At 61.9% G+C, this 20958-nt stretch carries 18 protein-coding genes, 2 tRNA genes and 2 rRNA genes; 7 read left to right on the forward strand and 15 right to left on the reverse strand.

The features are described from left to right. Positions 1-112: 112 nt before the first annotated feature. The 3 genes from GXY33_04170 (at position 113) to GXY33_04180 (ending at position 3029) form a co-directional block, all read left to right on the forward strand. Positions 113-715, forward strand: a complete 603-nt coding sequence (locus GXY33_04170) for a hypothetical protein (protein NLX04325.1) — start codon at positions 113-115, stop codon at positions 713-715. 146 nt (positions 716-861) lie between these two features. Beyond that, entirely contained in the window at positions 862-1728 is an 867-nt protein-coding gene (locus GXY33_04175; GenBank protein ID NLX04326.1) for a TIM barrel protein, read from the forward strand. After that, on the forward strand, positions 1725-3029 hold the full coding sequence (locus tag GXY33_04180; GenBank protein NLX04327.1) for a hypothetical protein: 1305 nt from the start codon (positions 1725-1727) through the stop codon (positions 3027-3029). The genes GXY33_04175 and GXY33_04180 overlap by 4 nt, the downstream gene beginning before the upstream one ends. Before the next feature lie 86 nt (positions 3030-3115). Here the strand turns inward: GXY33_04180 and GXY33_04185 are convergent, their stop codons facing one another. From GXY33_04185 to GXY33_04205, 5 genes are all read right to left on the reverse strand, one after another. Beyond that, a complete protein-coding gene (locus GXY33_04185; GenBank protein NLX04328.1) occupies positions 3116-6028 on the reverse strand; it encodes a hypothetical protein in 2913 nt (970 codons plus the stop codon). 369 nt (positions 6029-6397) lie between these two features. Further along, positions 6398-7783 (reverse strand): MmgE/PrpD family protein, encoded by a 1386-nt coding sequence (locus GXY33_04190; GenBank protein ID NLX04329.1) that lies wholly within the window; start codon positions 7781-7783, stop codon positions 6398-6400. A 130-nt stretch (positions 7784-7913) separates the two neighbouring features. Next, positions 7914-8561, reverse strand: coding sequence for a hypothetical protein (locus GXY33_04195; GenBank protein ID NLX04330.1), 648 nt, complete (start codon positions 8559-8561; stop codon positions 7914-7916). Between the two features lie 2 nt (positions 8562-8563). Continuing rightward, positions 8564-8857: a DUF2089 domain-containing protein gene (locus GXY33_04200; GenBank protein NLX04331.1), complete on the reverse strand. Its 294-nt coding sequence runs from the start codon at positions 8855-8857 to the stop codon at positions 8564-8566. Continuing rightward, the gene (locus tag GXY33_04205) at positions 8850-9701 is read right to left on the reverse strand and encodes a CPBP family intramembrane metalloprotease (GenBank protein NLX04332.1); all 852 of its coding nucleotides are present in this window, start codon (positions 9699-9701) and stop codon (positions 8850-8852) included. Before GXY33_04205 ends, GXY33_04200 begins: the two co-directional genes overlap by 8 nt. Before the next feature lie 419 nt (positions 9702-10120). On the opposite strand from GXY33_04205, the gene GXY33_04210 reads away from it, so the two are divergent. Genes GXY33_04210 through GXY33_04220 form a run of 3 tightly spaced genes read left to right on the forward strand, consistent with a single transcriptional unit; the run spans position 10121 to position 11827 of the window. Further along, on the forward strand, positions 10121-10612 hold the full coding sequence (locus GXY33_04210) for a hypothetical protein (GenBank protein ID NLX04333.1): 492 nt from the start codon (positions 10121-10123) through the stop codon (positions 10610-10612). A 2-nt stretch (positions 10613-10614) separates the two neighbouring features. Beyond that, a complete protein-coding gene (locus GXY33_04215) occupies positions 10615-10929 on the forward strand; it encodes a transcriptional regulator (GenBank protein NLX04334.1) in 315 nt (104 codons plus the stop codon). Beyond that, positions 10922-11827: a hypothetical protein gene (locus GXY33_04220; GenBank protein NLX04335.1), complete on the forward strand. Its 906-nt coding sequence runs from the start codon at positions 10922-10924 to the stop codon at positions 11825-11827. Before GXY33_04215 ends, GXY33_04220 begins: the two co-directional genes overlap by 8 nt. Here the strand turns inward: GXY33_04220 and GXY33_04225 are convergent. Together GXY33_04225 and GXY33_04230 are read right to left on the reverse strand one after the other, a co-directional pair. Then, the gene (locus tag GXY33_04225; protein NLX04336.1) at positions 11751-12428 is read right to left on the reverse strand and encodes a hypothetical protein; all 678 of its coding nucleotides are present in this window, start codon (positions 12426-12428) and stop codon (positions 11751-11753) included. The genes GXY33_04220 and GXY33_04225 overlap by 77 nt on opposite strands. Next, complete coding sequence (locus GXY33_04230) at positions 12425-12949, reverse strand: sigma-70 family RNA polymerase sigma factor (GenBank protein NLX04337.1); 525 nt, start codon at positions 12947-12949, stop codon at positions 12425-12427. Before GXY33_04230 ends, GXY33_04225 begins: the two co-directional genes overlap by 4 nt. Positions 12950-13056: 107 nt before the next feature. On the opposite strand from GXY33_04230, the gene GXY33_04235 reads away from it, so the two are divergent. After that, positions 13057-13917 carry a CPBP family intramembrane metalloprotease gene (locus GXY33_04235; GenBank protein NLX04338.1) on the forward strand — a complete coding sequence of 287 codons (861 nt, stop codon included), beginning with the start codon at positions 13057-13059 and terminating at the stop codon, positions 13915-13917. Positions 13918-13990: 73 nt separating this feature from the next. Here GXY33_04235 and GXY33_04240 read toward each other — a convergent pair whose 3' ends face one another. The 8 genes from GXY33_04240 to GXY33_04275 all read right to left on the reverse strand — a co-directional run bounded on the left by GXY33_04240 (position 13991) and on the right by GXY33_04275 (position 20873). Next, the gene (locus tag GXY33_04240; GenBank protein NLX04339.1) at positions 13991-14299 is read right to left on the reverse strand and encodes a nucleotidyltransferase; all 309 of its coding nucleotides are present in this window, start codon (positions 14297-14299) and stop codon (positions 13991-13993) included. A 121-nt stretch (positions 14300-14420) separates the two neighbouring features. Beyond that, a 5S ribosomal RNA gene (rrf, locus tag GXY33_04245) occupies positions 14421-14537 on the reverse strand. Between the two features lie 120 nt (positions 14538-14657). Next, positions 14658-17636 (reverse strand): 23S ribosomal RNA (locus GXY33_04250). Between the two features lie 367 nt (positions 17637-18003). After that, positions 18004-18076 (reverse strand) — tRNA-Ala (locus GXY33_04255). Between the two features lie 96 nt (positions 18077-18172). Further along, a tRNA-Ile gene (locus tag GXY33_04260) sits at positions 18173-18246 on the reverse strand. Positions 18247-18545: 299 nt separating this feature from the next. Then, positions 18546-19772, reverse strand: coding sequence for a hypothetical protein (locus GXY33_04265; protein ID NLX04340.1), 1227 nt, complete (start codon positions 19770-19772; stop codon positions 18546-18548). Positions 19773-19802: 30 nt separating this feature from the next. Then, positions 19803-20294: a hypothetical protein gene (locus GXY33_04270; GenBank protein ID NLX04341.1), complete on the reverse strand. Its 492-nt coding sequence runs from the start codon at positions 20292-20294 to the stop codon at positions 19803-19805. Positions 20295-20309: 15 nt separating this feature from the next. Beyond that, complete coding sequence (locus GXY33_04275; protein NLX04342.1) at positions 20310-20873, reverse strand: sigma-70 family RNA polymerase sigma factor; 564 nt, start codon at positions 20871-20873, stop codon at positions 20310-20312. Positions 20874-20958 lie beyond the last annotated feature (85 nt).

Here is a 20958-nt window from a genome sequence, read left to right on the forward strand (position 1 = left end):
ATGATCGATTCAAATCCAGAACCGCCGCCGCTTGGCCCGATATAATCTGGAGACGCCCCGAGCGGCGGAGCGGGTGATTGATGGGACTTCTGAAATCACAGAGGCTGCCACCGTGAATGCCATAGTCCTCAGACGCAGGCTCCTTTTTCCCGTACTGCTTCTGCTGGCGGGCTGTCAGGGCCCGCTGGCGACCTTCAACTACAAGCACGGCTTCGAAGGAGCGATCCTTCGGATGTATGAGGACCACGTGCTGGCCAACCTGGGCCGACGGGCCAACGGCCGGTTCATCATCCAGATGCAGTTCGGCAATTTCGCCAGCAATGTCACCTACGGAACCAACATGAGTGGCGAACTGGATATCTTCGACACCAGCAACACCATCACCGGCAGCCCCAACACGGTCGAGTTCAATCCCGGTTTCTGGACGATCAGCCCCAACGTCGGGTCGTCCCTCTCGGGCCATGCGGGATTCGTGGCCAACCCGGCTTCCAACCAGGACCAGATCCTGGCCCTTTACGACGCCGAGGTCGAAAAGCCGCCCGAGACACGGCTGTTCTTCATCAGCCGCAACTCGCGCGACGCCTCTCGATGCTACCGGTCGGTGAATCTGGGACACGGCGAATGGGCCTGCGTGCCCAAGGAGATGACCCGCCAGTTCGCCGACTTCGTCACCCGGGTCAGCTTCTACCGACCGGAGGAACCGCCGGCCCCGTAGGCAAGATTCCGTCAGCCGGCATCGCGGCACCCATAAGCTCCACGGACGCTATCCGCATTTTCCTGTTGTTCCACGCCATCGGTCGGCATATCCTTTAGGTAGCCGCCGGGGAGCTACAAAGGGTCGATGAACCGCAGGGGTGTCCGATGGGCCAGACCTACGTCGGGTTCGCCATATCCGACTGCAATCCGCAGCAGCGCAATCTCTTGGAAGTACTTGAATTCCTTAATCCCGCCGACGGCGTCGAACTGCAGCCGGAGTTCGGCATCTGGGACGTTGACGCGGCCATGGATCTGCTGTGCCGCTGCCCCTTCCGCACCGTCCACGCCCCGTCCAACGGGATCGACATCTCGACTCCCACCGAACCCAAGGGCGAAGACGACATCCGCAAGACGCTGGCCAGCATGGACTTCGCCCACCGCGTCGGCGCCGGCGCCTTTGTCATCCATCCGGTCAACGCCGAATACCCCCTGAACCTCGACGAGCGTCAGCACCGCCGGCGCGTCTTCCTGCACACGTTCCGCAACCAGATCGTCCCCCACTACCGCGACAGGGGCTATACGTTCGATCTGTGCCTGGAGAACATCGAGTTCAGCAAGTACCCGGCCATGCTCGAGGAACTCATCGAACTCCAGGAGACCTGCAGCCAGTGGGCCCCGGTCAAGGTCGTCCTCGACGTCCCCCACATCTGGAACACCCGCCGGATCGTCCAGGAGAACGAGGATCGGCGGCGGGCGATGTACCAGCCGTCGCTGGATGTCGGCCTGGTCGAGCAGGTGGCCGGTTTCATCGAGCAGTACCGCGACCGGATCGCGTTCTACCACCTGGCCAACTTCGGCGTCGATCCGGTTCGCACCCACGACCCGATCACCCCTACCAAGATCCATCCCGAACTCAAGGAGATCCTCCCGCTCCTGAGCGACAAGTCCATCATTCTGGAGGTCTACACCGGACCGAGGGACAAGCTCAAGGAGTCGGAACGAACGGTCAGATCGTTCGTCGGATCGCCATGAACCGCGAATACTATCAACACCCAGCCATCGCCGATCGCATCAGGGAATACGCCCACGACGCCGTGTTCATCAGCACGGGCGAGCCGAGCCTCGGCTATGAGCACCGTTGTCGCGGACCCGGCCGCGTTGCCGAGGCCCTCGCCAGCGGCGACGGGATCTACCGCAGCATTCTCGACTACAGCCGCGTGATCTTCGCCATTGACCTGGAGTACGGCAACAGGACATTCCCCGGCGAGATCTTCCACGAGCCGCTGACGACGTTCCAGAAGATCGAACCGACCCGCCTGGCCATCCGCGACGTCCTTAGCCGCTACGGCGTGGCGTATCTGGAGCTGATGACCGGCCAGGGCTATCACTTCGTCGCGGCCATCGAGCGGTCATCGTCGTCCTATCAGGCGCTGCTGCGGGCGGCCGGGCGTCTCGCCGTTCTGCCCGCGACCGCCGCGGCCAGGCTGATCGGGACCGTCGAGAACGGCGACTCGGCGCCCGTGGTCCGCGACGCGAGCGTGTTTCTGATGCTCGGCCATCTGGCCGATTACATTTTCGACCGCATCCGCCTGCGCACCGAGTTGCTGCTGCGCACCTCCGACGTCTACGATCGCGACCAGATCATCATCTTCGACTCGACGCTCTACGGGTATCTGATCACCCAGCGGTCCACCCGCTGCGTGTTTTCGCTCCACCGCAAACCGCTGATCTTCCCGATCTATGAGTACCGCGGTCCGCCGCTGGTGGCCATCCCGACCGCCGGGCTCGATCTGCGGCAGTGCCTGGAAATTCGGGCCGACGACCGCGGCCACTATCAGCTCGCCGCGGAGTTGGCCGCCCGCACCACCACGGCGATCCCATCGGCTGATTTCACGCGTCTGCTCGGCGGTTATCTGACTTCCGGCGCCTATCGCCGGCATCGCCGGCTCGCCGAGCAGCTCCAAGACGCCACCGTCGAGAACGCGGAACGCGCCGCCGCGCTCGATCTGATCCGGCGCGACGATCCCGAGATCACGGATCCGGAACGTTTCTGGGGCCCGCTGGCGGCGCCCGACTGGGCTTCGCTCTACCGCGACGGTCTCTCGGAACAGTCCGCCGCCGCCCTCGGCCGGCCCAACGATCTGCTGCTGAAGCCGACCCATCTGCGGCATCTGATCCGCGAACTGACCGATCACGGCTGCTCGGCGCCGCAGATTATCGCGGTGATCGCTGAGAAGTACCGCAGCGACTACAACTGGCAGGACGACCTGTCCAACAACGACCCGTACCTGCGGGCGGAGTACTGGCTTCGAACCCTCTCGCAGCAGTTCTGATCCCGCACAGGGAACCGCGACCGTTACGACCTGCCTTTCGCACAGAGCCCGGATGACCGGAGCCCGCGGGAGCGACTCTGCGGCGGTTACCAGAATATCCACCAGTAGATCGCGGTGAGTCCCTGGCCCCAGCGGGTGGACGGCACCAGCGGCGTCGCCTCCTGAGCATAGCCCCACGCCTGGATGTGTTGGCCGATCAAGCTTCCGCCGGTAAAGTCGGGAGCGAAACACAGGGCGCTGTAGACGCTGGCGTTCGGGTTGCCCAGGCCGCCGCACAGACCGTTCCAGTCCGTGGAGAAGAATCGCTGCACGTAGGTCTGGAAGTCATCGGCATCGCCGCCCACCATCGGGACGGGGACATCCCAGCCCAGACAGACCTGATCGAGTTCCAGTTGGCTCGCGCTCGAGTACATCCCAAGGGCCATCGCCATGTCGTCGGACGCTCCGACCTCACAGGTATCAAGGAACGCAATCTTGAACCGCCCGGAATCCATGAGCCCCAAAGAGCCGATCGACAGCTGCGAGTCCTGCTCGAAGACCGGCGAGAGATCCTCGTACCACGCGGGCACGGAGCTAAAGTCGCGCCTCAGGTAAGAGAATACCTCTCCGCCGTCGTACAGTTCCATCGTGGAACGGAATCCGCTTGCGGTCGGCGCGCCGCCGGCACGACCCATGCCGTAGAGGAAGTGCACATCGGGCGGATCGACGAGCCAGTGGGCCAGGTTGTCCCACGTGCAGGACCGCCCGGCCAGGACGGCGTAGTCCAGGCTCTCGTTCGTGCAGGCGTCGATGACCTGGACGATCCTGTCCCATGCCAGATGGTTGCGCCGGCTTGAGGGCAGGAAGATCAGCGCGTCGGCGGTGGATGTGCTCGCGTCGTTCGGATCGACCCACTGTCCAAGGGTGTGCGCGCAGAGGACGCGGCTGGCGCCCGCATCCTCCTCGACCACGCACTGGTTGATCTGATCGACCAGCGCGGTGTCCGGGATCGAAACGCACAGCGAGCCGCCGGTGGTCAGCGTCACGGTCCACTGGACAGTGCCGGCGGTGTCGAAGACGCTGACGGTCAGGTCCTCGCTTCCTCCGTACATCGCGGCGAGCGGATGGTCCCGCCCGGCGATGAAGTTGTCGCTGGTGGTCAGCAGGTGCAGGTCGTTGTCGAACCAGACAGGAAGGGTCGCGGACAGCGTGACGACCGAGTTTGGATCCACGCCCACGAGCTTGAGCGCGTGAGAGCCGTTCGCTTCGGTTGACGTCTCGACCTCCAGCGACGGACTTCCATAGGACGGATGGACCTTTCCGATGAACCGTCCGTCAAGGAAGACCTGCACATAGGCCTCTCCGGAGGTGTCGCCCGACGTTGAGGCAAGGCACCAGCCCGAAAGGTCGTTGGGATCGCCGTCGACCGTCGCGGCGATGGTCGGCCGCGTGAGGCCGGACTGGCCGTACTGGGTCGCCAGAATGCCAAGGTCACCGACGCCGACCTCGCCGTCGCGGTCGATGTCGGCCTCCAGGTAGTTGTATCCCGGCGAGGTGGTCTGGCCGTACTGCGTAGCCAGAATGCCCAGGTCGCCCACGCCGACCTGGCCGTCGCGGTTAATGTCCGCTTCAAGGTAGGTGGCGGTCCCGACATTGGCGAGGTCGAAGTTGGAGTAGTGGAATCCGATATCGATCGTTCCGGTGTCCGGCTCGCGATCGGCCGACGTGGCCGAGCCGGTCAGCTGCGGTTCGGCGAGCCCGATCGTGCCCCACCCGGTATCGACCAGCGGCGAGTAGCGATCCAGGTAATATCCCTCCAGCGGCCCGAGGCCCGGGTCGTAGGGGCTTTCGAAGACCTCCTGCGGATAGTCCTCCACGAAGCCGGGAATCAGAACAAAGTTGCTGTTCTGGGTGTTGGCGTAGTAGCCGGTGCATACCACGATGGGAATCACGTAGCCGTCCAGGAGATCAATGCCGCACATGGTCCGCGAGATCAGATTGCTGGTCATCTCCACCGTTCCGGCCTCCTGCGGATCGAGTGCGCCGAAGATGAGGATTCCATCCCACTCCGCCAGGTCGATCGTATTGTGGCGGATGGCCATCCTCGCATCGGGCGATGCGGGGCCGCTGAAGGAGTTCATATCGACAAAGATACCGGCGGCGGCGGAGTCGATGATCTGGTTGTTCAGCACGTCGGTCACGTCGGCCCCGGTCTGCCAGATGCCGATGTAGGAGTGGTAGATGAAGTTGTCGTGCAGCGGCTCGTCGAGGTGGATATCCTCCGTGCCCAGGCCGACGTAGGCGAACTCGACCACGCAGAAGCAGACCTCGCAGGCCACCGAAGCCGTCGATTCGATCAGGACGGCGCAATAGTAGTCGCCCCAGGCCGGCGTTGCGGCGTCGGAGGTGAATACGATGGGATTACCCGGGGTCCCGCGGGCCACGATCGTCCCGCCGCTGTTGACCTTCAGGCGATAGCCCGAACCAAACGTCACCACGGTTCCCGGCTCGATCACCAGCAGGGCCTGGACGTTGACGTTGGCGGTCACGTGGTAGGTATTGCCGGCGGTCCAGATCGCGTTGGTGGTGATATCGGAGTTGATCTCGATCAGCCCACTGGTTGCGCCTCCGTCCAGCGTGCCCAAGAGGGTCATAGACGGCGACTCGACAGCGGCCTGCGACTCGGCGGCCAGCGCATTCCGTTGGGCCAGGAACCGCAGGTAATCCTCGGGAGTTGCGGCAGGCATCGGCCGATCCGAAGCGGCTGGACAGGCAACCGGCAACCGCTCGCGCGACACCAGCGCCGGATCGATCCGCGGGACGCTCGTGGATGGGGCCGGCATCTGGGACGTCAACTCCCCACCCGACATCTCAGTCAAAAACGCATCGAGCTGCTCAACACTCACCTGATTGAAGTCAACCGCCGTTTCGACGCCGACGGCCGGCCAGCCGCACAACCCCGCTACCAGCGCCACCCACAGCCACGCACGCACAGCTACGGACCGTCCTGACGTTCTCATGGTTGCCTCCATCCTCGATTGACATCGTGAATCCGAATTCACATTCGACCAAACGGCGCCTGCGAGTGGAAACATCCCGAGGCACAAGAAGCGCGGAACAAGACTCTCCGCGATCAAACACTTTCGCCTAAGACCTGCCAGCGAGAATTGTCATGCCGCCATCGGCGGTACTGCTGCCTGGGCCTCCCATCTGCGTGTTGCCCGAGGATAGGTCCGCAAAGTCAATTTACCAATGTTCAGATGGACTGTCAATGGTGTTCGCGGGAACGCTTCTGCAGACCCGGTGGCCCGACCCCGTCGGATGGGGAAGCCAAGGAGCGCCCGGATTCGCCGGATATGGACGTAACGTCGCGACGCCGATCTCGCGGCCTAGACCAGCGTGCTCCTGGTCGGATCGGGGATTCTCATCAGCAACCCGGTCAGTTCCGTGACCTCCAGGTTCGCCAGGTTGTCGACCACGTCGATGATGTCCTGCCGCAGCGGGGCCTCGACGTAGCGGGTGGCCAGGCGCTCGAATTTCGTCACCGCGTCGCTCCACGACATCGGCCGGGTGTAGAACCCGTCGTAGTCGCGCTTCTCCTTCTCGACCACCCGCCGGTCGGTCAGATAGACCCGCACGCGGCACGGCATCTCCTCCGGAAAGCGCCAACTGAATTCATCCAGCGGGCGGACTTCCACCTTCCGCAGCAGTTCCTGGACGTCCTCGCGGCTGATCCGCTCGTGTGTGTACTGCTGCGGCAGCACGTGGCCGTCCAGCAGCGCCGCCGCAATGACGTAGGGCAGGCTGCGATCCGCCTGCTCCTTGGTGTGCACCTCGTGGCGAGGGCCTTCCTCGCCGCCGCCGATCAGGTTGTAGGCGATCTCGAAGATGTCGATCTCCACCCGCTCGACGTCGTCGGCGGCGAATCCCTGCTCGGCCTGCAACTCGATCACCGCCTCGACCGCCGACTGGGCGTGGATGTCGGCATCATGCTTCTTGAGACACACGTGATTGATCCGTTCCAGATCCTCGACCTGCCAGTCGATCACGAAGTGACCGGCGATCGTGTCGATAAAACCCCCGCGACCCTCGAAGACGTCCAGCGGACCGGTGACCCCCTTGGCCGCCAGAAGCACCGCGTCCGTCGCCGCCAGCGCCATGTGCGGATAGGCCAGCCCGCGCCACTGCGACAACTCGCCGCTCCGCGTGATTCGCAGACCGTTCAGCGACGCGCCGCAGATCGCCAGCGAGTTCGCCGTCCGTTCCGCGTCCAGCCCCAGCGCCTTGGCCGCGCCCGCCGCCACCGCGTACGCCCCTTGCGTCGTGTGGTCGAAACCCTTCTGTCGCACCGGAGCCAGCTCGCTCAGCCGGCAATGCACCTGGTAGGCCACCGCCAGGGCCGTCAGGAAATCCCGGCCCGAGCACTCGGCAAACTCCGACGCCGCCAGCACCGCCGAGACGTTGTCGCTCGGATGGCACGTCTCGCCCGCGGCCAGAAAGCTGTCATTGTAGTCGAGGTACCGCACCAGCGCCCCGTTGTACAGTGCCGCCCGTTCCGGCGAGACCGCCCCACCGCCGATCAGGCTGCACGATCCACCCAACCCGAACTCCTCGATCTGGTGGCGAACCATTCGCACCGGCTCGCCCTCCAGCGCCCCGATCGCGCAGCCGAGGGCATCGAGCACACAGATGCGAAGCTGATCTCGCGCCGCCTTCGAAAGGTCGGTGAACGATGAGCGAACGACGAACTCGGCAAGTTCCCGGGCCTTGGTCATGGCCGTGTCCCCCTGTCTGATCGCGAATAATGTTTCGCAGCGGCCGACGCCTCCACGGCGACGTCCGCCACCCCCAAAGCGGTATGCTATTATAACTCGTCGCCGGCCGCCCGTCCAGAACCAGCCGATTTCAGGCCCCGGCGGAGGCGAAAAAGCCCGGAAGCAGGCGATAGATCAACAGATTGGAGATCACCTCGCCCACGATAATCGCCGGGACGAAAATGCCTAACGCCTTGCCTCCGCTGAGGTTGCACGATACGGCAAACCCGTTGTACATCAACGCCACCATCCAGATCACCATCAGCAAGACGACCACAATCGCGAGCACCGCCTGGACAGAGACAATCTCCATGAGGAATTCCGGGTCCGCCACATGGCCCATCAACTCGAGCGAAAACCGCTGATACCCCGGCAGCAGCACCGCCAGGGCCGCGATCGCCATCGGCCAGCGGGCCAGCGCCTGCGTTCCCAACAGGTCCAGCGCCCTGAAGCGGGTGGACGAGACCAGCCGTCCGCCGGCCCACAGCAGCACGACCATCACGATCCAGTTGATCAACCCATCGGCCACCGCCAGACCGAACGGCGGCTCGCCCTGCGTGTGGAAGTCGAGCACGCCGTCAAAACGCGCCCGTCCGAAATACGCCACCAACCCCGCCGCTGCGATCGCCGCCAGCCCCAAACTCAGAGCCGGACCGCCCGCGATGTACCGGAACGGATTGAACAGCCACGTCCAGATCGATCTGGCTTCGCGCACTGTCGTTGCGTCCTGCTCTGCCATGATCATTCCTCCTTCGTCTCAACGCCTTCCAGCCGCTGCACTTCCCGCATCAGCGCATCAAGGCGATTGCGCACCGTCGGGTACGATACGCCGTAGACCCGAGCCAGGTCCTTGAGGTTGCCGCCGCACTTGATGAAGTTCACCACCAGGGCCTGCTCTTCGCTGCGCAGCCGACAGAGCACGGGCAACCCAAACTCCCCTTCCACGCTGGTGCCGCATTCCGGACACACCAGGCGCGTCACCCGCAGCCCAGCCCGGCAACTCGGACACTCGATCGGAAGCAATCGTTCATCCATTGGCTTGCTCCTTGATCGCAGGGATATGCCTGCCACACACTAACGGCTCTTCCGCCGCAATATCGCCGCAGAACCCGTGGGCCATCCACCTTTCATGCCAGACCCGCGCTCCGCCGAAACCGAGCAGAACCAGGTTCAGACCGCACAGGACCAGCATTCCCGCAAGTCCCATCACTCCAGTCTCAAGCGAATCGCCGCCTCGGAGAACGGCGGCGGGAGCCATGGCGGTTCCGTTGAGCACCCCATGCATGATCGCGGCTGAGACAACTGAGTTGGAGCGAATGCGCACGTACGCGATCAACGGAGCGAAGAGCACCGTCCAGAGGACCATCATAAATATCCCAGCGACGGGATGCCCGGGATAGTTGTGCCCGTGAATGATGAACGGTATGTGCCACAAACCCCAGATGATCCCGATGACCAGCGACGAACCCCAAAAACCCAGCCGGCCCGTTTCGCGAAGCAAAAACCCGCGCCAGCCCAGTTCCTCGCCGAAACCGGCGATGCCGTTGACGGTCAGGCCGGCCACGGTGCCGCTGATCAAGATCAGGATGAACGGATGCAGCGGCAGTTCGGTGGCGGAGCGGCGCAACTCCGCCAGCTGCGTTTCCGAAAGGCTTGGGCCGAAGAGCAAAAGAGCATTCGATTGCATCGGATCGGACGTCAGCGAAACGGCTGGGAAGAGGTAACTGACCGCCGTCGATCCCACCGCAAGAAAAGCGGGCAGCAGCGCCGCGACGAGAAACCACCGGTTGGGCCGAAACGAGATGCCCAAGGGCCTGATGAGCTCTTCGCGAAACAGGAACCTCTGCGTGACGACGGCTGAGATCGCCGGGGTGAACATGAAAAAGACGGCCACAGCGAACCAACGACCCGAATACGGCACCATGCCCGAGGAGAACGCGCAGAAGGCGACCGGCCAACTCAGAAGAAAAGTGAGGATCAGAAACACAATGGACTTTGGCATCTTCATTCTCCATAACGTCCATCACTACATTCCGTATATTAAATCACTACTTAATAGAACGAAATACGTGCTTTATTTTTTCAATTTTCCCTGGCGATGGTTCCTGGCCGTACGCCCTGCCGCGGTACGAGCTTTCAGGCAAAACCCTTGGATGGGCAGAAAGGTGTTGACTCCCGAGCATATTGACTCTATCTTGCAGAGTACTCTGCTATATTGTTATTGGAGGACTGAGCATGGAAGTCTTGAAGGATGCTGCGGCGAGCGCTCTTTCAGAAATCGATCAAACGACGGTTCGGATGCGAAAGGCGGTCGCGGCCCGCAGCGGAAGCAGCGTTCTGATCCTCTGGGGAGTGATCTGGATAGTCGGGTTCCTGGTGCCGTACTTTGCGCCACAGCACATGGGTTGGATATGGCTGGGGTTGGACGTGATCGGTATCGCCGGGACGGTGCTGGCCTTTCGGCTTGAGGAACCGACCCGCAGCGCATCCGACTGGCGGTTCTCTCTGTTCTGGCTGTTGCTGTTTGTCTACGGCGGCGTCTGGATTGCGATCCTTCAGCCGCAGAGTCCGTATCAGGTCACCGCTTTCATCGTCACGCTGATCATGTTCGCGTACGTGGTGTTGGGGTTGTTCTGGGAGCGGTTCATGCTGTGGCTGGGACTGGCAGTGACGGCGCTGACCCTGGTGGGTTTCTACGGTCTTGAGTTCTGGTTCTGGGCGTGGATGTCGGTCTTGGGCGGCGGGGCGCTGGCGGGAACGGGGCTCTATCTGCGTCTGCGATGGAGATGAGCATGGGCGAGTTGGACGAGTTGCTCTGTCAGCCGACGCGGCTGCGGATCATGGCGGCCCTGATGGCGCTGCGGCCGGATGAGAAGGTCGATTTTGGCTGCCTGCGGACGACGCTCGACCTGACCGACGGCAATCTGGGCGCCCATCTGCAGAAGATCGAGGAGGCCGGCTATATTCGGGTCGAGAAGACCTTCGTCGGCCGCAAGCCGCGCACGTATCTGGCCGTCACCGACAAAGGCCGCGCCGCATTCGGCGATCACGTCGCCGCCCTTCGCCGAATCGCCGAATCAGCCGCTGGAGATCATCCCCATGAATGAAACCCGTACCGCCAGAGTGCAACATCTGCTCGACCGAATCACCCGTAAGTGGTGGCTGGTCCTGCTGTTTATATTGCTGCAGTTTCTTCCGCCGGTCACCGCCAAGCCGTTTGAACCGGACCAGTACAATCAGGTCATCCGCCAGATCCTCAGCCACGGCGTGATCTACGCCCACTCGGAGGTCTACCCGGTCCTGAAGGTCCTGGCCGTCGTCATGCTGATCGCTCTTCTAGTGCTGCGGAATCGTTTCGGTCGGTTTTTTGCCCTTTACGCCGCCGGCTGCTATGTGTTCTTTGCCTTCGGCCAGAGCTTCGCGCACACGCGAGATTACGGGTTTGGCGTCTTGCTGAGCAATCTGGTCATGTTCCTGCTGGTGGCTGCGGTCTGGACGTGGGAAGCTATCGCCCGAAGGAACGATTTCAGCTTTGCCCCACAGCCGTGGTACCGGTACTGGCACGTCCCGCTGGCGGTTCTGGCGTTCTGGTACCCCCTGAGTTTCCGCACCGGCGGGCCCGATTTCGGGTTCGAGGCTTTTCTTGGCGGACCGGCGGCGGTGGCGTTCTGCCTGATGACGCCGGTGTTTCTGAGCTTGCTGCTGCTGAACGTTCCGCGGGTCAACGCCGCTGTAATACGTATTACCGCCCTGGCGGGGACGATCATCGGTTTCTGGAACGCGATCGGCGTCTTCGATCCGCACACCAACCGCTGGAACCTGTTGCTGCACGTGCCGCTGATGGTCATTTCCGTTTACGCTCTGGTGGTCTCGCTCCGGTTACGAGTGAACCAGAAGGACGAAGCAGAGGCAGTGTGCGGTGTGCAGTCTACGCAGGCGGGGTGTCGGGCGAGTTGGCCTGCGGGCGAAGGTCCTGGAAGGCGAAGCAGTTTTCGCGGCCGTTGATTTCGCCCTGAACCTGGCCCTCGATTTCCACGGTGTGGGCGCGGCGGATGGTCAAATCGCCGGTGAGGACCGCGCCTTCGGCGATCGCAAGATGGTGGCCGAAGAACGTCACGCGCCCGTCGATCGGCCCGGAGAGGAGGGCGACGTGGGCTTCGACGTCGATGTCGGCCATCGCGCCCGCTTCAATCTCGAGAGTATGGCATCGGAAACGGGTGGGGCCCTCAATCGGTTTGTCCATGTTGATCACATGGCCGCTGATCTCCTGGAACCCGTCGCCCGGTTTCCCAGACGACCGCGAGCGGGCCGGCTCAATGACGATCTTCTTGCCGTTCTTTACAATCTCGATCCGGCCTCTGCCGCCGACACCATCCGCACCGACGAGTTTGTCCAAGTCGTCCAGGTTGCTCGGAATGACCGTTCCAAAAAAGGCGCTCACGAACGACACCAGACCTCCCACCAGGATGGCGGTGCAGATGATGATGGTCTGAGCCACGGCTGGGAGGTTGTGGCCCAGCCCCAGGACCATGAACGGCAGCCAGAAGGCGATAAAAAGCCCGACCACCGTACCCGCCACCGACCCGGCTTTTCCGAACTTGATCATGGTTCTTCTCCCGATTTGTCTTGTTTGGTCAACAATTTGCGGAGCGTGGCCAAGGCGTAGCGGCAACGGCCGGCGGCGGTGTTGGTCGAGATCGCCAGCACCTCGCCGATCTGCCGAAAGCTCAGGCCCACGTAGTATTTCATCCGGATCACCGCCTGCTGGGCGGTCGGCAGGTCGGCCAGGGCCGCTTCCAGCGTCAGCGGGTCGATCGTCCGGCCCGCATCGCCGTCGTCGGACGGGGCGGCCGGTTCGAACAGATCGCCCAGCGAGACGGCGGCGCGCCGCCGGGCCCGGCGCTTCAGGGCGTTGTTCTGGACCGCGCGGAAGACGTAGGCGTTCAGCCGCTCGGCCGGCACGCGGTCGAGCCGCAACCAGACCTCAGCCAAGGTCTCCTGGACCACGTCGTCGGCTTCGTCGGCGTCGCGGACGATCCGTCCAGCGGCACGCACCATCGCATCCCGCCGGTCCGCCGCCAGCGTCCGAAATGCCGCCTCACGTTGCCCATCCGAATCCGCCTTCATCGCCATCCATCATAGCTGTCTACCACTAAAGAACCAGACACCGGGCTTTTTGTATGGGAAAAATGGAAGTACAATGCGCCCAAGGGGTTTTTGCAGGTGAGGCGCCGATGCCGGATGCGTTCGCCGGACAGTCCGAATTGCGTTTGGGCGGCAGGATCGCCGCCGTGGCCGAGGTGCTGGCGGTGTATGTGCCGTTGATGGCGGTGTGGCGGATCGCCGAGCGGTCGGCGGTGGCGGAGATGGACCAGCGGGTCTTTTTTCACCCGATCGGGTTGACCGTTTTGGCCCTGATCGTATTGCCGCTATTTATTGTCGGGATTGCCGGGCGGTCCATCGGCGCGTACGGCTTGTGCTTCGCCCAACCGATCCGGCAGATCGGGGCCGGGCTGATCGCCTTCGCGATTCTCCTGCCGTTTTTCCTGATGGTTCCGGTCATCGGGCACATTGGTTTCGCCCGCAAAGAGGCCACCGGGGCTGCGATTCTGCTGGTGGTGTTCGCCGTGGCTCTGGTCGTGATGGGCCTGGCCGCGCGCAAGCTGCCGGCTGCGCTGTGCGAGAGGACGCCAGGAAGGGGGATCGCAGCGTTTTTGCTGATTCTCGCGGTTGGTTTGGTTGCCGCCGGCGTTCCTCATCCGCTGCAGCGGCAGACAACCGCCGTTGTCTATGGCCTATTGGCGGTCGGGTTTGGCGAGGAGATCTTCTTTCGCGGCTACGTTCAGTCGCGGCTCAACCAAGCCTTCGGCCGGCGGTTTCGCCGATGGAGCGTTTCGTGGGGATGGGGTCTGGTGCTGACGTCGCTGCTCTTCGCCGCCGCCCACGCGGTCAATCCGCACGGGGGCATCTGGTGGAGCATGTGGATTTTTCCGGTCGGCTTGATCTTCGGCCTGATCCGTGAGAAAACCGGCTCGATCATCCCCTCCGCCCTCGCCCACGGCCTGCCCGTGACCATCGGGCTGCTGACTCTCTGACACCTACTCTCAAGGCCGGGCCTGAAGCGGCTCCAGCAATCACGCGGCGTTGGCAAAAACTACGACCCCGATCCTATCGCACGGCATAAAAGACCTCGGCAGAATCAAGAATCTCGCGCCGTCGGATCGGGCTGCGGCTGCGTTCGATCGCGCGGCGGCTGACCAGCTCGACCTTGCGTCCCAGCGGCTCCTCCAACTCCATTCTCACGTGATCGAGCAGACTCCAGTCGGCTTCGGGAAGGAACGACACCGGCACATCCACGTCACTGTCCGCGTCAAAGTCGTCGCGGAGCACGGAGCCGAAAAGGGCGAGCTCCCCGACCTTCCACCGATCGCAGAACCGATCGAGTTCTTCCGTCCTGTACAAGCTCGCGCGTCCCATCCATACACCCGGAACTATCCGCCACCCCAGGAGCTATTTATTGATTATAATCACCGCGGCACCGGCGCGACCAACAAAAAACCCCGCACCGGATTCCCGGTACGGGGTTTTTGTTAATTAACGTCGGCCATCACCTACTTTCGCCCGGGCTTAAATCCCGGACTATCATCGGCCGTGAGGGCTTAACGACTGGGTTCGGAATGGGACCAGGTGTTTCCCCACACGCATGGTGACCGACAAACTCGGGTCATCCGTCCGGAGGGTTCCGGACGGCTGGTTTGCCGAAAGATATTGAACAGGTCTAGGGGTCAAGCGCCACGGTTAAGCGCGTCCTTGGCATAGTCAGCCAAGGATAGAGATGGTCAAGCCTTCGGCCGTTAGTACCGGTCAGCTCAGGACATCTCTGTCCTTACACCTCCGGCCTATCAACCTGGTAGTCTACCAGGGGCCTTCATCCACCGAAGTGGAACCGAGCCCTTATCTTGGGGACGGCTTCTCGCTTAGATGCTTTCAGCGATTATCCTTTCCCGACTTAGCTACCCAGCGATGCCCCTAGCGGGACAACTGGCACACCAGAGGTCAGTACTTCCAAGTCCTCTCGTACTATGGAAATCTCCCCTCAAGGCTCGTACGACCACGGCAGATAGGGACCGACCTGGCTCACGCCGGTCTGAACCCAGCTCGCGTACCGCTTTAATGGGCGAACAGCCCAACCCTTGGGACCGCCTACAGCCCCAGGATGCGATGGGCCGACATCGAGGTGCCAAACCTCCCCGCCGCTGTGGACGCTCGGGGGAGATCAGCCTGTTATCCCCGGAGTACCTTTTATCTGTTGAGCGATGACCTTTCCACACAGGATCACCGGATCATTAGGCCCTGGTTTCCCATCTGTTCGACCTATCGGTCTCACAGTCAAGCCAGCTTCTGCCCTTACACTCGTTGCGCGATTGCCAACCGCGCTGAGCTGACCTTTGGGCTCCTCCGTTACTCTTTTGGAGGAGACCGCCCCAGTCAAACTACCCACCTAGCACGGTCCCGCGTCCGGCTTCACGGATCGCGGTTAGACTTCTAACAGCAAAAGGGTGGTATTTCAAGGATGGCTCCATCCCGACCGAAATCGGGACTTCAACGCCTCCCACCTATCCTACGCAATTACAGTCAGAAGCCAATACCAGGCTGCAGTAAAGGTTCACGGGGTCTTTCCGTCTTGCCGTGGTTAGGCGGTATCGGCACCGCCACTACAATTTCACCGAGTCCGTCCTCGAGACAGTGGTCCGCTCGTTACGCCATTCATGCAGGTCGGAACTTACCCGACAAGGAACTTCGCTACCTTAGGACCGTCATAGTTACGGCCGCCGTTTACGGGTGCTTCGGTCGCCAGCTTCTCAGCCCGAAGGCCAATAACCGGCTTCCTTAACATTCCCGCACCGGGCAGGCGTCAGACCCTATACGTCGTCTATACGACTTATGCAGAGTCCTGTGTTTTTGATAAACAGTCGGCAGACCCGATTCGCTGCGCCCTCAGCCTCCGACAAAGGTTAATCTGTCGGAGCTGTAGGGACCCCTTCTTCCGAAGTTACGGGGTAAAATTGCCTAGTTCCTTGAGGACGGTTCTCTCGAGCGCCTGAGGCTACGCGCCTCGCCTACCTGTGTCAGTTTGCGGTACGGATCCGCATGGTTGTCCCTGCGAGGGTTTTCTCGGCGGGTGATTCAGCTGCTCGGGCATCAAACGGCCCTCGCGGTGCACCAGTCCCTTGATGGCCGGCGGATTTGCCTACCGACCGGGACCAGAGCCCCAATAGCCACTTCTAACCGGCTTCCAGCTTTCACACCCGCGTCACCCCTCAGGTACAAGCCTTCCATACGGAGTGCAGGAATATTAACCTGCTGCCCATCGGCTACGCCTTTCGGCCTCGCCTTAGGATCCGACTAACCCTGGGCGGATTTGCCTTCCCCAGGAAACCTTAGGCTTGCGGCGACCAGGATTCATCACCTGGTTTATCGTTACTCATACCGGCATTCTCACTTGCTGGACCCGACACGGCTCCTTACGGTACCGCTTGTATCTGTCCAGCAACGCTCCCCTACCGCTCATACGGTTCGACGAACCATACAAGCCCGCAGCTTCGGTTACCTGCTTGAGTCCCGATCATTTTCGGCGCCCGATATCTCGGTCAGTAAGCTATTACGCACTTTTTAAATGGTGGCTGCTTCTAAGCCAACATCCTGACTGTCTCGGAAATCGGACTTCCTTAAGCACTTAGCAGGTATTAGGGACCTTAGCTGGCGGTCTGGGATGTTTCCCTCTCGTCCACGGACGTTATCGCCCGTAGGCTCACTCCCGGAATAGTCGCTACGGTATTCGGAGTTTGATTGGAGCGGGTAGCCTGGTGGGCCCCCGTCTCCATTCAGTAGCTCTACCCCCGTAGCGTAGTGGTCCGAGGCTGACCCTAAAGTCATTTCGGGGAGAACCAGATATCTCCAAGTTTGATTAGACTTTCACTCCTCCCCACAGCTCATCCCATAACTTTTCAACGTTAACGGGTTCGGGCCTTCCCCGCCTGTTACGGCAGGTTCACCCTGGCCATGGGTAGATCACTTGGTTTCGGGTCTATCGCCAACGACTTAGCGCCCTATTCAGACTCGCTTTCGCTGGGGCTGCCCACCTGAAGTGGTTAGCCTTGCCGCTGACAATAACTCGCCGGCTCATTATGCAAAAGGCACGCGGTCACCCATTCCCACGAGGGGCATAGGGCTCCCACCGCTTGTAAGTGCATGGTTTCAGGTACTTTTCACTCCCCTAGAAGGGGTGCTTTTCACCTTTCAATCGCCCTACTAGTTCACTATCGGTCGCCAGGGAGTACTTAGCCTTGGATGATGGTCCACCCAGCTTCACACGGAGTTCCACGTGTTCCGTGCTACTCTGGAACGGGCAAGGTCCACAACGAGTTCCGCGTACGGGGCTGTCACCCTCTTTGGCCGGCCTTTCCAGACCGTTCTGCTAGCTCATCAAGGACCGAGCTGCCCGCCCGCAACCCCGGGCCGAAGCCCGGTTTGGGCTATTCCGCTTTCGCTCGCCGCTACTGACGGAGTCTCGCTTGATTTCCTTTCCTCCGGCTACTGAGATGTTTCAGTTCACCGGGTTGATTCCACCCGGACTATGCATTCATCCGGGGGTGACGCCATCTCCTTGCGGAGTGACGCCGGGTTTCCCCATTCGGAGATCCCAGGATCAAAGTCTGTTTGCCGACTCCCCTGGGCTTTTCGCAGGCTGCCACGTCCTTCATCACCTCCTGGCGCCTAGGCATCCACCATGCACCCTTAGTAACTTGACCATCTCTATCTTTGGCTGACAGAGTGATCGTTCGCTCTCATTCGCGCCTTCTCGGAAACTCCGATTAGTCCAACCGGGATCGGTTGGTCGGAGCCGACATTGTGTGGTGCTCAGACACGCCTAGACCTATTCAATTGTCAAAGAACCTACAACCGCTGTGTCTATTCGGATCGCCGCGGAAGCCCGCGGCTGCGGATGTCAAACTTTTCAATCGCCTCTTGACTGCCTATTTTTGTCGAGGCTTTCAAGTATATCATGGTCAATTTGCTTGTCAACGCTTATTCGAAAAAATTTCGTTATTTTTTCAACTTCTGCATTGTCAAGCACTTACGTCGTTCGAGGTCATTTCCGTCCTGTTTTCGTATCGGACTGGAGACGACCGGGATCGAACCGGCAACCTCCGGCTTGCAAAGCCGGCGCTCTCCCAGTTGAGCTACGTCCCCGGCAGCTACCCGTCGGCAGCCGGCGAGGCCGGCGCGGGCGGTTTTGCCCGGTAAACCGCGGTTCCGGGGGGTCCGGAAGGCCGGGTTCGGCCTCAATGGGGCCGGGTGGATTCGAACCACCGACCTCGTCCTTATCAGGGACGCGCTCTAACCAGCTGAGCTACGACCCCGGATGCCGTATTCGTCCTTTTTCGGCTTGTCCGCACAAGCCGCTTGAGGTTGTTCTGCAGGTTCTTGAGTTGTCAAACAACGCGGGAAACAAAAAAGCCACCGGCTGGTGCTGGTGGCGTGGGCGATACCGCCTTCTAGCTACCACCAGTCTAGTAAAATTCCAGCAACTTAACTGTCATTCAGTTTCCCTTGTGTTGCGCCGATAGCCAACCGGCGCAATATGTCATCATAGTCACGAAAAACCGGCTGTCAACACTCAAATCCGGCCGATCCAGCTTTTTTTCCGCATGGTGCGGGATCAGCGGGCGGCCTGGTCGGCCTGATCGCCGACCAGATCGATCCGCAGGACGGCTACCGTCGCCCGCTGCTTGTCCGCGGGAGCGAAAGCGGGGGTCGACGAGGAGATCCCAGCCAGGACCACGTATTCGCCGATCGGCGCGGCAACCGCCGTGGACAGTTGGAAGACCTGATTCTGCCCTACCGGCCCGCCTGGGCCGCCACCGCTACGGGGCATACCCGGCATGGCGGACACGCCGGTCATCTGCGGCTGCGAGATTGAGGCGTGCAGATTGACACGAGCGGTTTTGAGGTCTTCTTCGAGCGTGGCTCTGCCGCCCACCTCGATCATCAAGGAGTCCGACAAGGGCGTCACAAGCGTTCCTTGGGCCGCAAACTCCTCGCCCTGTTCGGTTCGGACGATCACCGGCGTCAACAACCTCGGCGCGGCAAAGCCGTTGGCGGCCAACGCCTTGGCGACGGGAACCAGGCCATCCGGCAGCGGCGGGTGGTTCTCGGGCAGCGCGCCCCGTACGCCGATGACCAGGACGCCGTTCTCATCCACGACGTAGCGCGCCTCCGGGCTGAGTGACTCCAGCAAGGCTTTGAGGACCACCTTGAGGCTGGCGTTTTTGATTCCGGTCAGGTACTGGAAATTTACTTCCGAGTCCGGGACGACTCCCTCGGCTTCGAGGTTCTGCCACTGGACGAGGACATTGAGGCCTTGGCCCGCGAACCATTCAAAGGCTTTGCCGATCGAGCCCGGCAACTCGGTCGCCTCGGGCAGCGTCTGGCCGGTCAGTCGGACCCATGTATGGGCGATCGCCGCGTCGTCGGACCCACCGGCTGAGGAAACATCGCACTCGAGAAAGAAGACATTGGCCTGCAGGGGCTTGTGTTTTGGCGGAGCGATATCGAGTTGATCGATCATGGATTTGATTCGCTCCTGTTGCTCAGGCGTACCGACCACAACGATACGATTGTTGAGCTCATCGAGTCCGACGGCGGCGCCGAAATTGCCGGCGACCGCCAGCATATGCGCGATCTCACGGACCGGGCGATACTTTATCCCGTAGAATTTGGCGGAGGCGTCCGGCGGCGGTGGTTGATCGGCGACCGGGGCCGGGCCATATCCTCCGGGTGGCGATCCGAACGGCGTCTGACTGCGGCCGGGTGTCGCCAGGGCCGCGAAAAGGACAGCGGCCAGCACGGACAGGGCAGCGACTTTCGTTCGCCGAGTGCTGTTCATAGCGGTACTCCTTGTAATGGTTGAACCACGTTATTGCATTTGCGTTTGGGCCAAGGACGAGGACGCGGGCTGTACGGTCGGATAGAGGACAAACAGATGAACTCCAGGTTGTTCGGTCGGCGTTTCGACGACCAGGGTTCTTTGGCGCGAGTTGCCTTGCAGTTGGACCCGCACCCGCGGAGTGGTCGCTCGCTGGTCAGCCGTTGAAGCGACATCCTGGACCGCTGGCGACGGCTCGGAAACGAACCGCGTTTTCGCGACGTAGGCGGATGCGCCGATGACCACGAGCAACACCGCAGCCACGCGGATCAGCGGCCACAGGATCGAGCGCGGACGTCGAACGGGCGGCGTCTCGCTGACCTCGCGCAGATAATCGAGCGCGCCCATCAACTGCTCCATCTGTCGGCGATAGCGCCGGCACTCCGGGCAGTCGGCCAGATGGCCATCGAGCTGCGCTTCGCAGCCGTCGGCGAGGCCGTCGATCCAATCATTGAGGCGTTGTCGGACTTCTCGGCAGTCCATGTTCGGACCTCCGCGTCAATCGGTTCGTTCCCATTCGGGATGGCGTGTAACGATCATCTCTCGCAGCGCCTCGCGGGCCAGACTTGCGTGAACCCGCGCGGTGCTTTCGGAGACGCCCATGATCCCGGCGATGTCGCGGTACGGCATGGCCTGCAGATGGCGAAGGACCAGGGCCGTCCGCTGCTGTTCCGGGAGCTCGGCGATCAGGTCTTTGAGCAGTTCGGCCAGTTCTCTGCGGCTGATCTCGCCAGCGGTCCGGTCGGCCGGTTGGGCCGACGAGGCCAGACGATCCGGATCGATCCGCGGCCGGCGCCGGAGTTCGTGACATCGGTTGACCAGAATTCGCGTCACCCACGGCCACCATTTCTCCAGGCTCCTGATCTGTTCACGTTTGCCCTCGGCTACGGCCAGGGCGTCCTGGACCGCGTCTTCGGCGTCGTGCCAGTTCCACAGGAAGCGGTAGGCCAGCCGGACAAGCCGCACGCGCCACCGGGCCACGTCCTGGGCGGCCGGTCGGTCCTCATGTTGAGCCCGCACGGGCGGGGCGGTCGGCGTCGTTTTTCCGGCACGGTTGACCACCAACGTTCCTCATTCCGCAACAGAAGATGCACGGACCGCGGGATTCGTTTAGCCGAAAATGTCCGGATGCCAAGCCGGCTGGGGC

Source organism: Phycisphaerae bacterium (genome assembly GCA_012729815.1).
In the GTDB taxonomy this organism is placed as follows: Bacteria; Planctomycetota; Phycisphaerae; order JAAYCJ01; family JAAYCJ01; genus JAAYCJ01.

Excerpts from the sequence above, each read along its gene's own strand:
- GXY33_04210 (NLX04333.1), top strand. The coding sequence starts at position 10,121 with ATGCGAAAGGCGGTCGCGGCCCGCAGCGGAAGCAGCGTTCTGATCCTC.
- GXY33_04195 (NLX04330.1), bottom strand. The coding sequence starts at position 8,561 with ATGGCAGAGCAGGACGCAACGACAGTGCGCGAAGCCAGATCGATCTGG.
- GXY33_04215 (NLX04334.1), top strand. The coding sequence starts at position 10,615 with ATGGGCGAGTTGGACGAGTTGCTCTGTCAGCCGACGCGGCTGCGGATC.
- GXY33_04270 (NLX04341.1), bottom strand. The coding sequence starts at position 20,294 with ATGGACTGCCGAGAAGTCCGACAACGCCTCAATGATTGGATCGACGGC.
- GXY33_04230 (NLX04337.1), bottom strand. The coding sequence starts at position 12,949 with ATGAAGGCGGATTCGGATGGGCAACGTGAGGCGGCATTTCGGACGCTG.
- GXY33_04220 (NLX04335.1), top strand. The coding sequence starts at position 10,922 with ATGAATGAAACCCGTACCGCCAGAGTGCAACATCTGCTCGACCGAATC.
- GXY33_04190 (NLX04329.1), bottom strand. The coding sequence starts at position 7,783 with ATGACCAAGGCCCGGGAACTTGCCGAGTTCGTCGTTCGCTCATCGTTC.
- GXY33_04265 (NLX04340.1), bottom strand. The coding sequence starts at position 19,772 with ATGAACAGCACTCGGCGAACGAAAGTCGCTGCCCTGTCCGTGCTGGCC.
- GXY33_04180 (NLX04327.1), top strand. The coding sequence starts at position 1,725 with ATGAACCGCGAATACTATCAACACCCAGCCATCGCCGATCGCATCAGG.
- GXY33_04205 (NLX04332.1), bottom strand. The coding sequence starts at position 9,701 with ATGTTCACCCCGGCGATCTCAGCCGTCGTCACGCAGAGGTTCCTGTTT.
- GXY33_04185 (NLX04328.1), bottom strand. The coding sequence starts at position 6,028 with ATGAGAACGTCAGGACGGTCCGTAGCTGTGCGTGCGTGGCTGTGGGTG.
- GXY33_04240 (NLX04339.1), bottom strand. The coding sequence starts at position 14,299 with ATGGGACGCGCGAGCTTGTACAGGACGGAAGAACTCGATCGGTTCTGC.
- GXY33_04235 (NLX04338.1), top strand. The coding sequence starts at position 13,057 with ATGCCGGATGCGTTCGCCGGACAGTCCGAATTGCGTTTGGGCGGCAGG.
- GXY33_04175 (NLX04326.1), top strand. The coding sequence starts at position 862 with ATGGGCCAGACCTACGTCGGGTTCGCCATATCCGACTGCAATCCGCAG.
- GXY33_04200 (NLX04331.1), bottom strand. The coding sequence starts at position 8,857 with ATGGATGAACGATTGCTTCCGATCGAGTGTCCGAGTTGCCGGGCTGGG.
- GXY33_04225 (NLX04336.1), bottom strand. The coding sequence starts at position 12,428 with ATGATCAAGTTCGGAAAAGCCGGGTCGGTGGCGGGTACGGTGGTCGGG.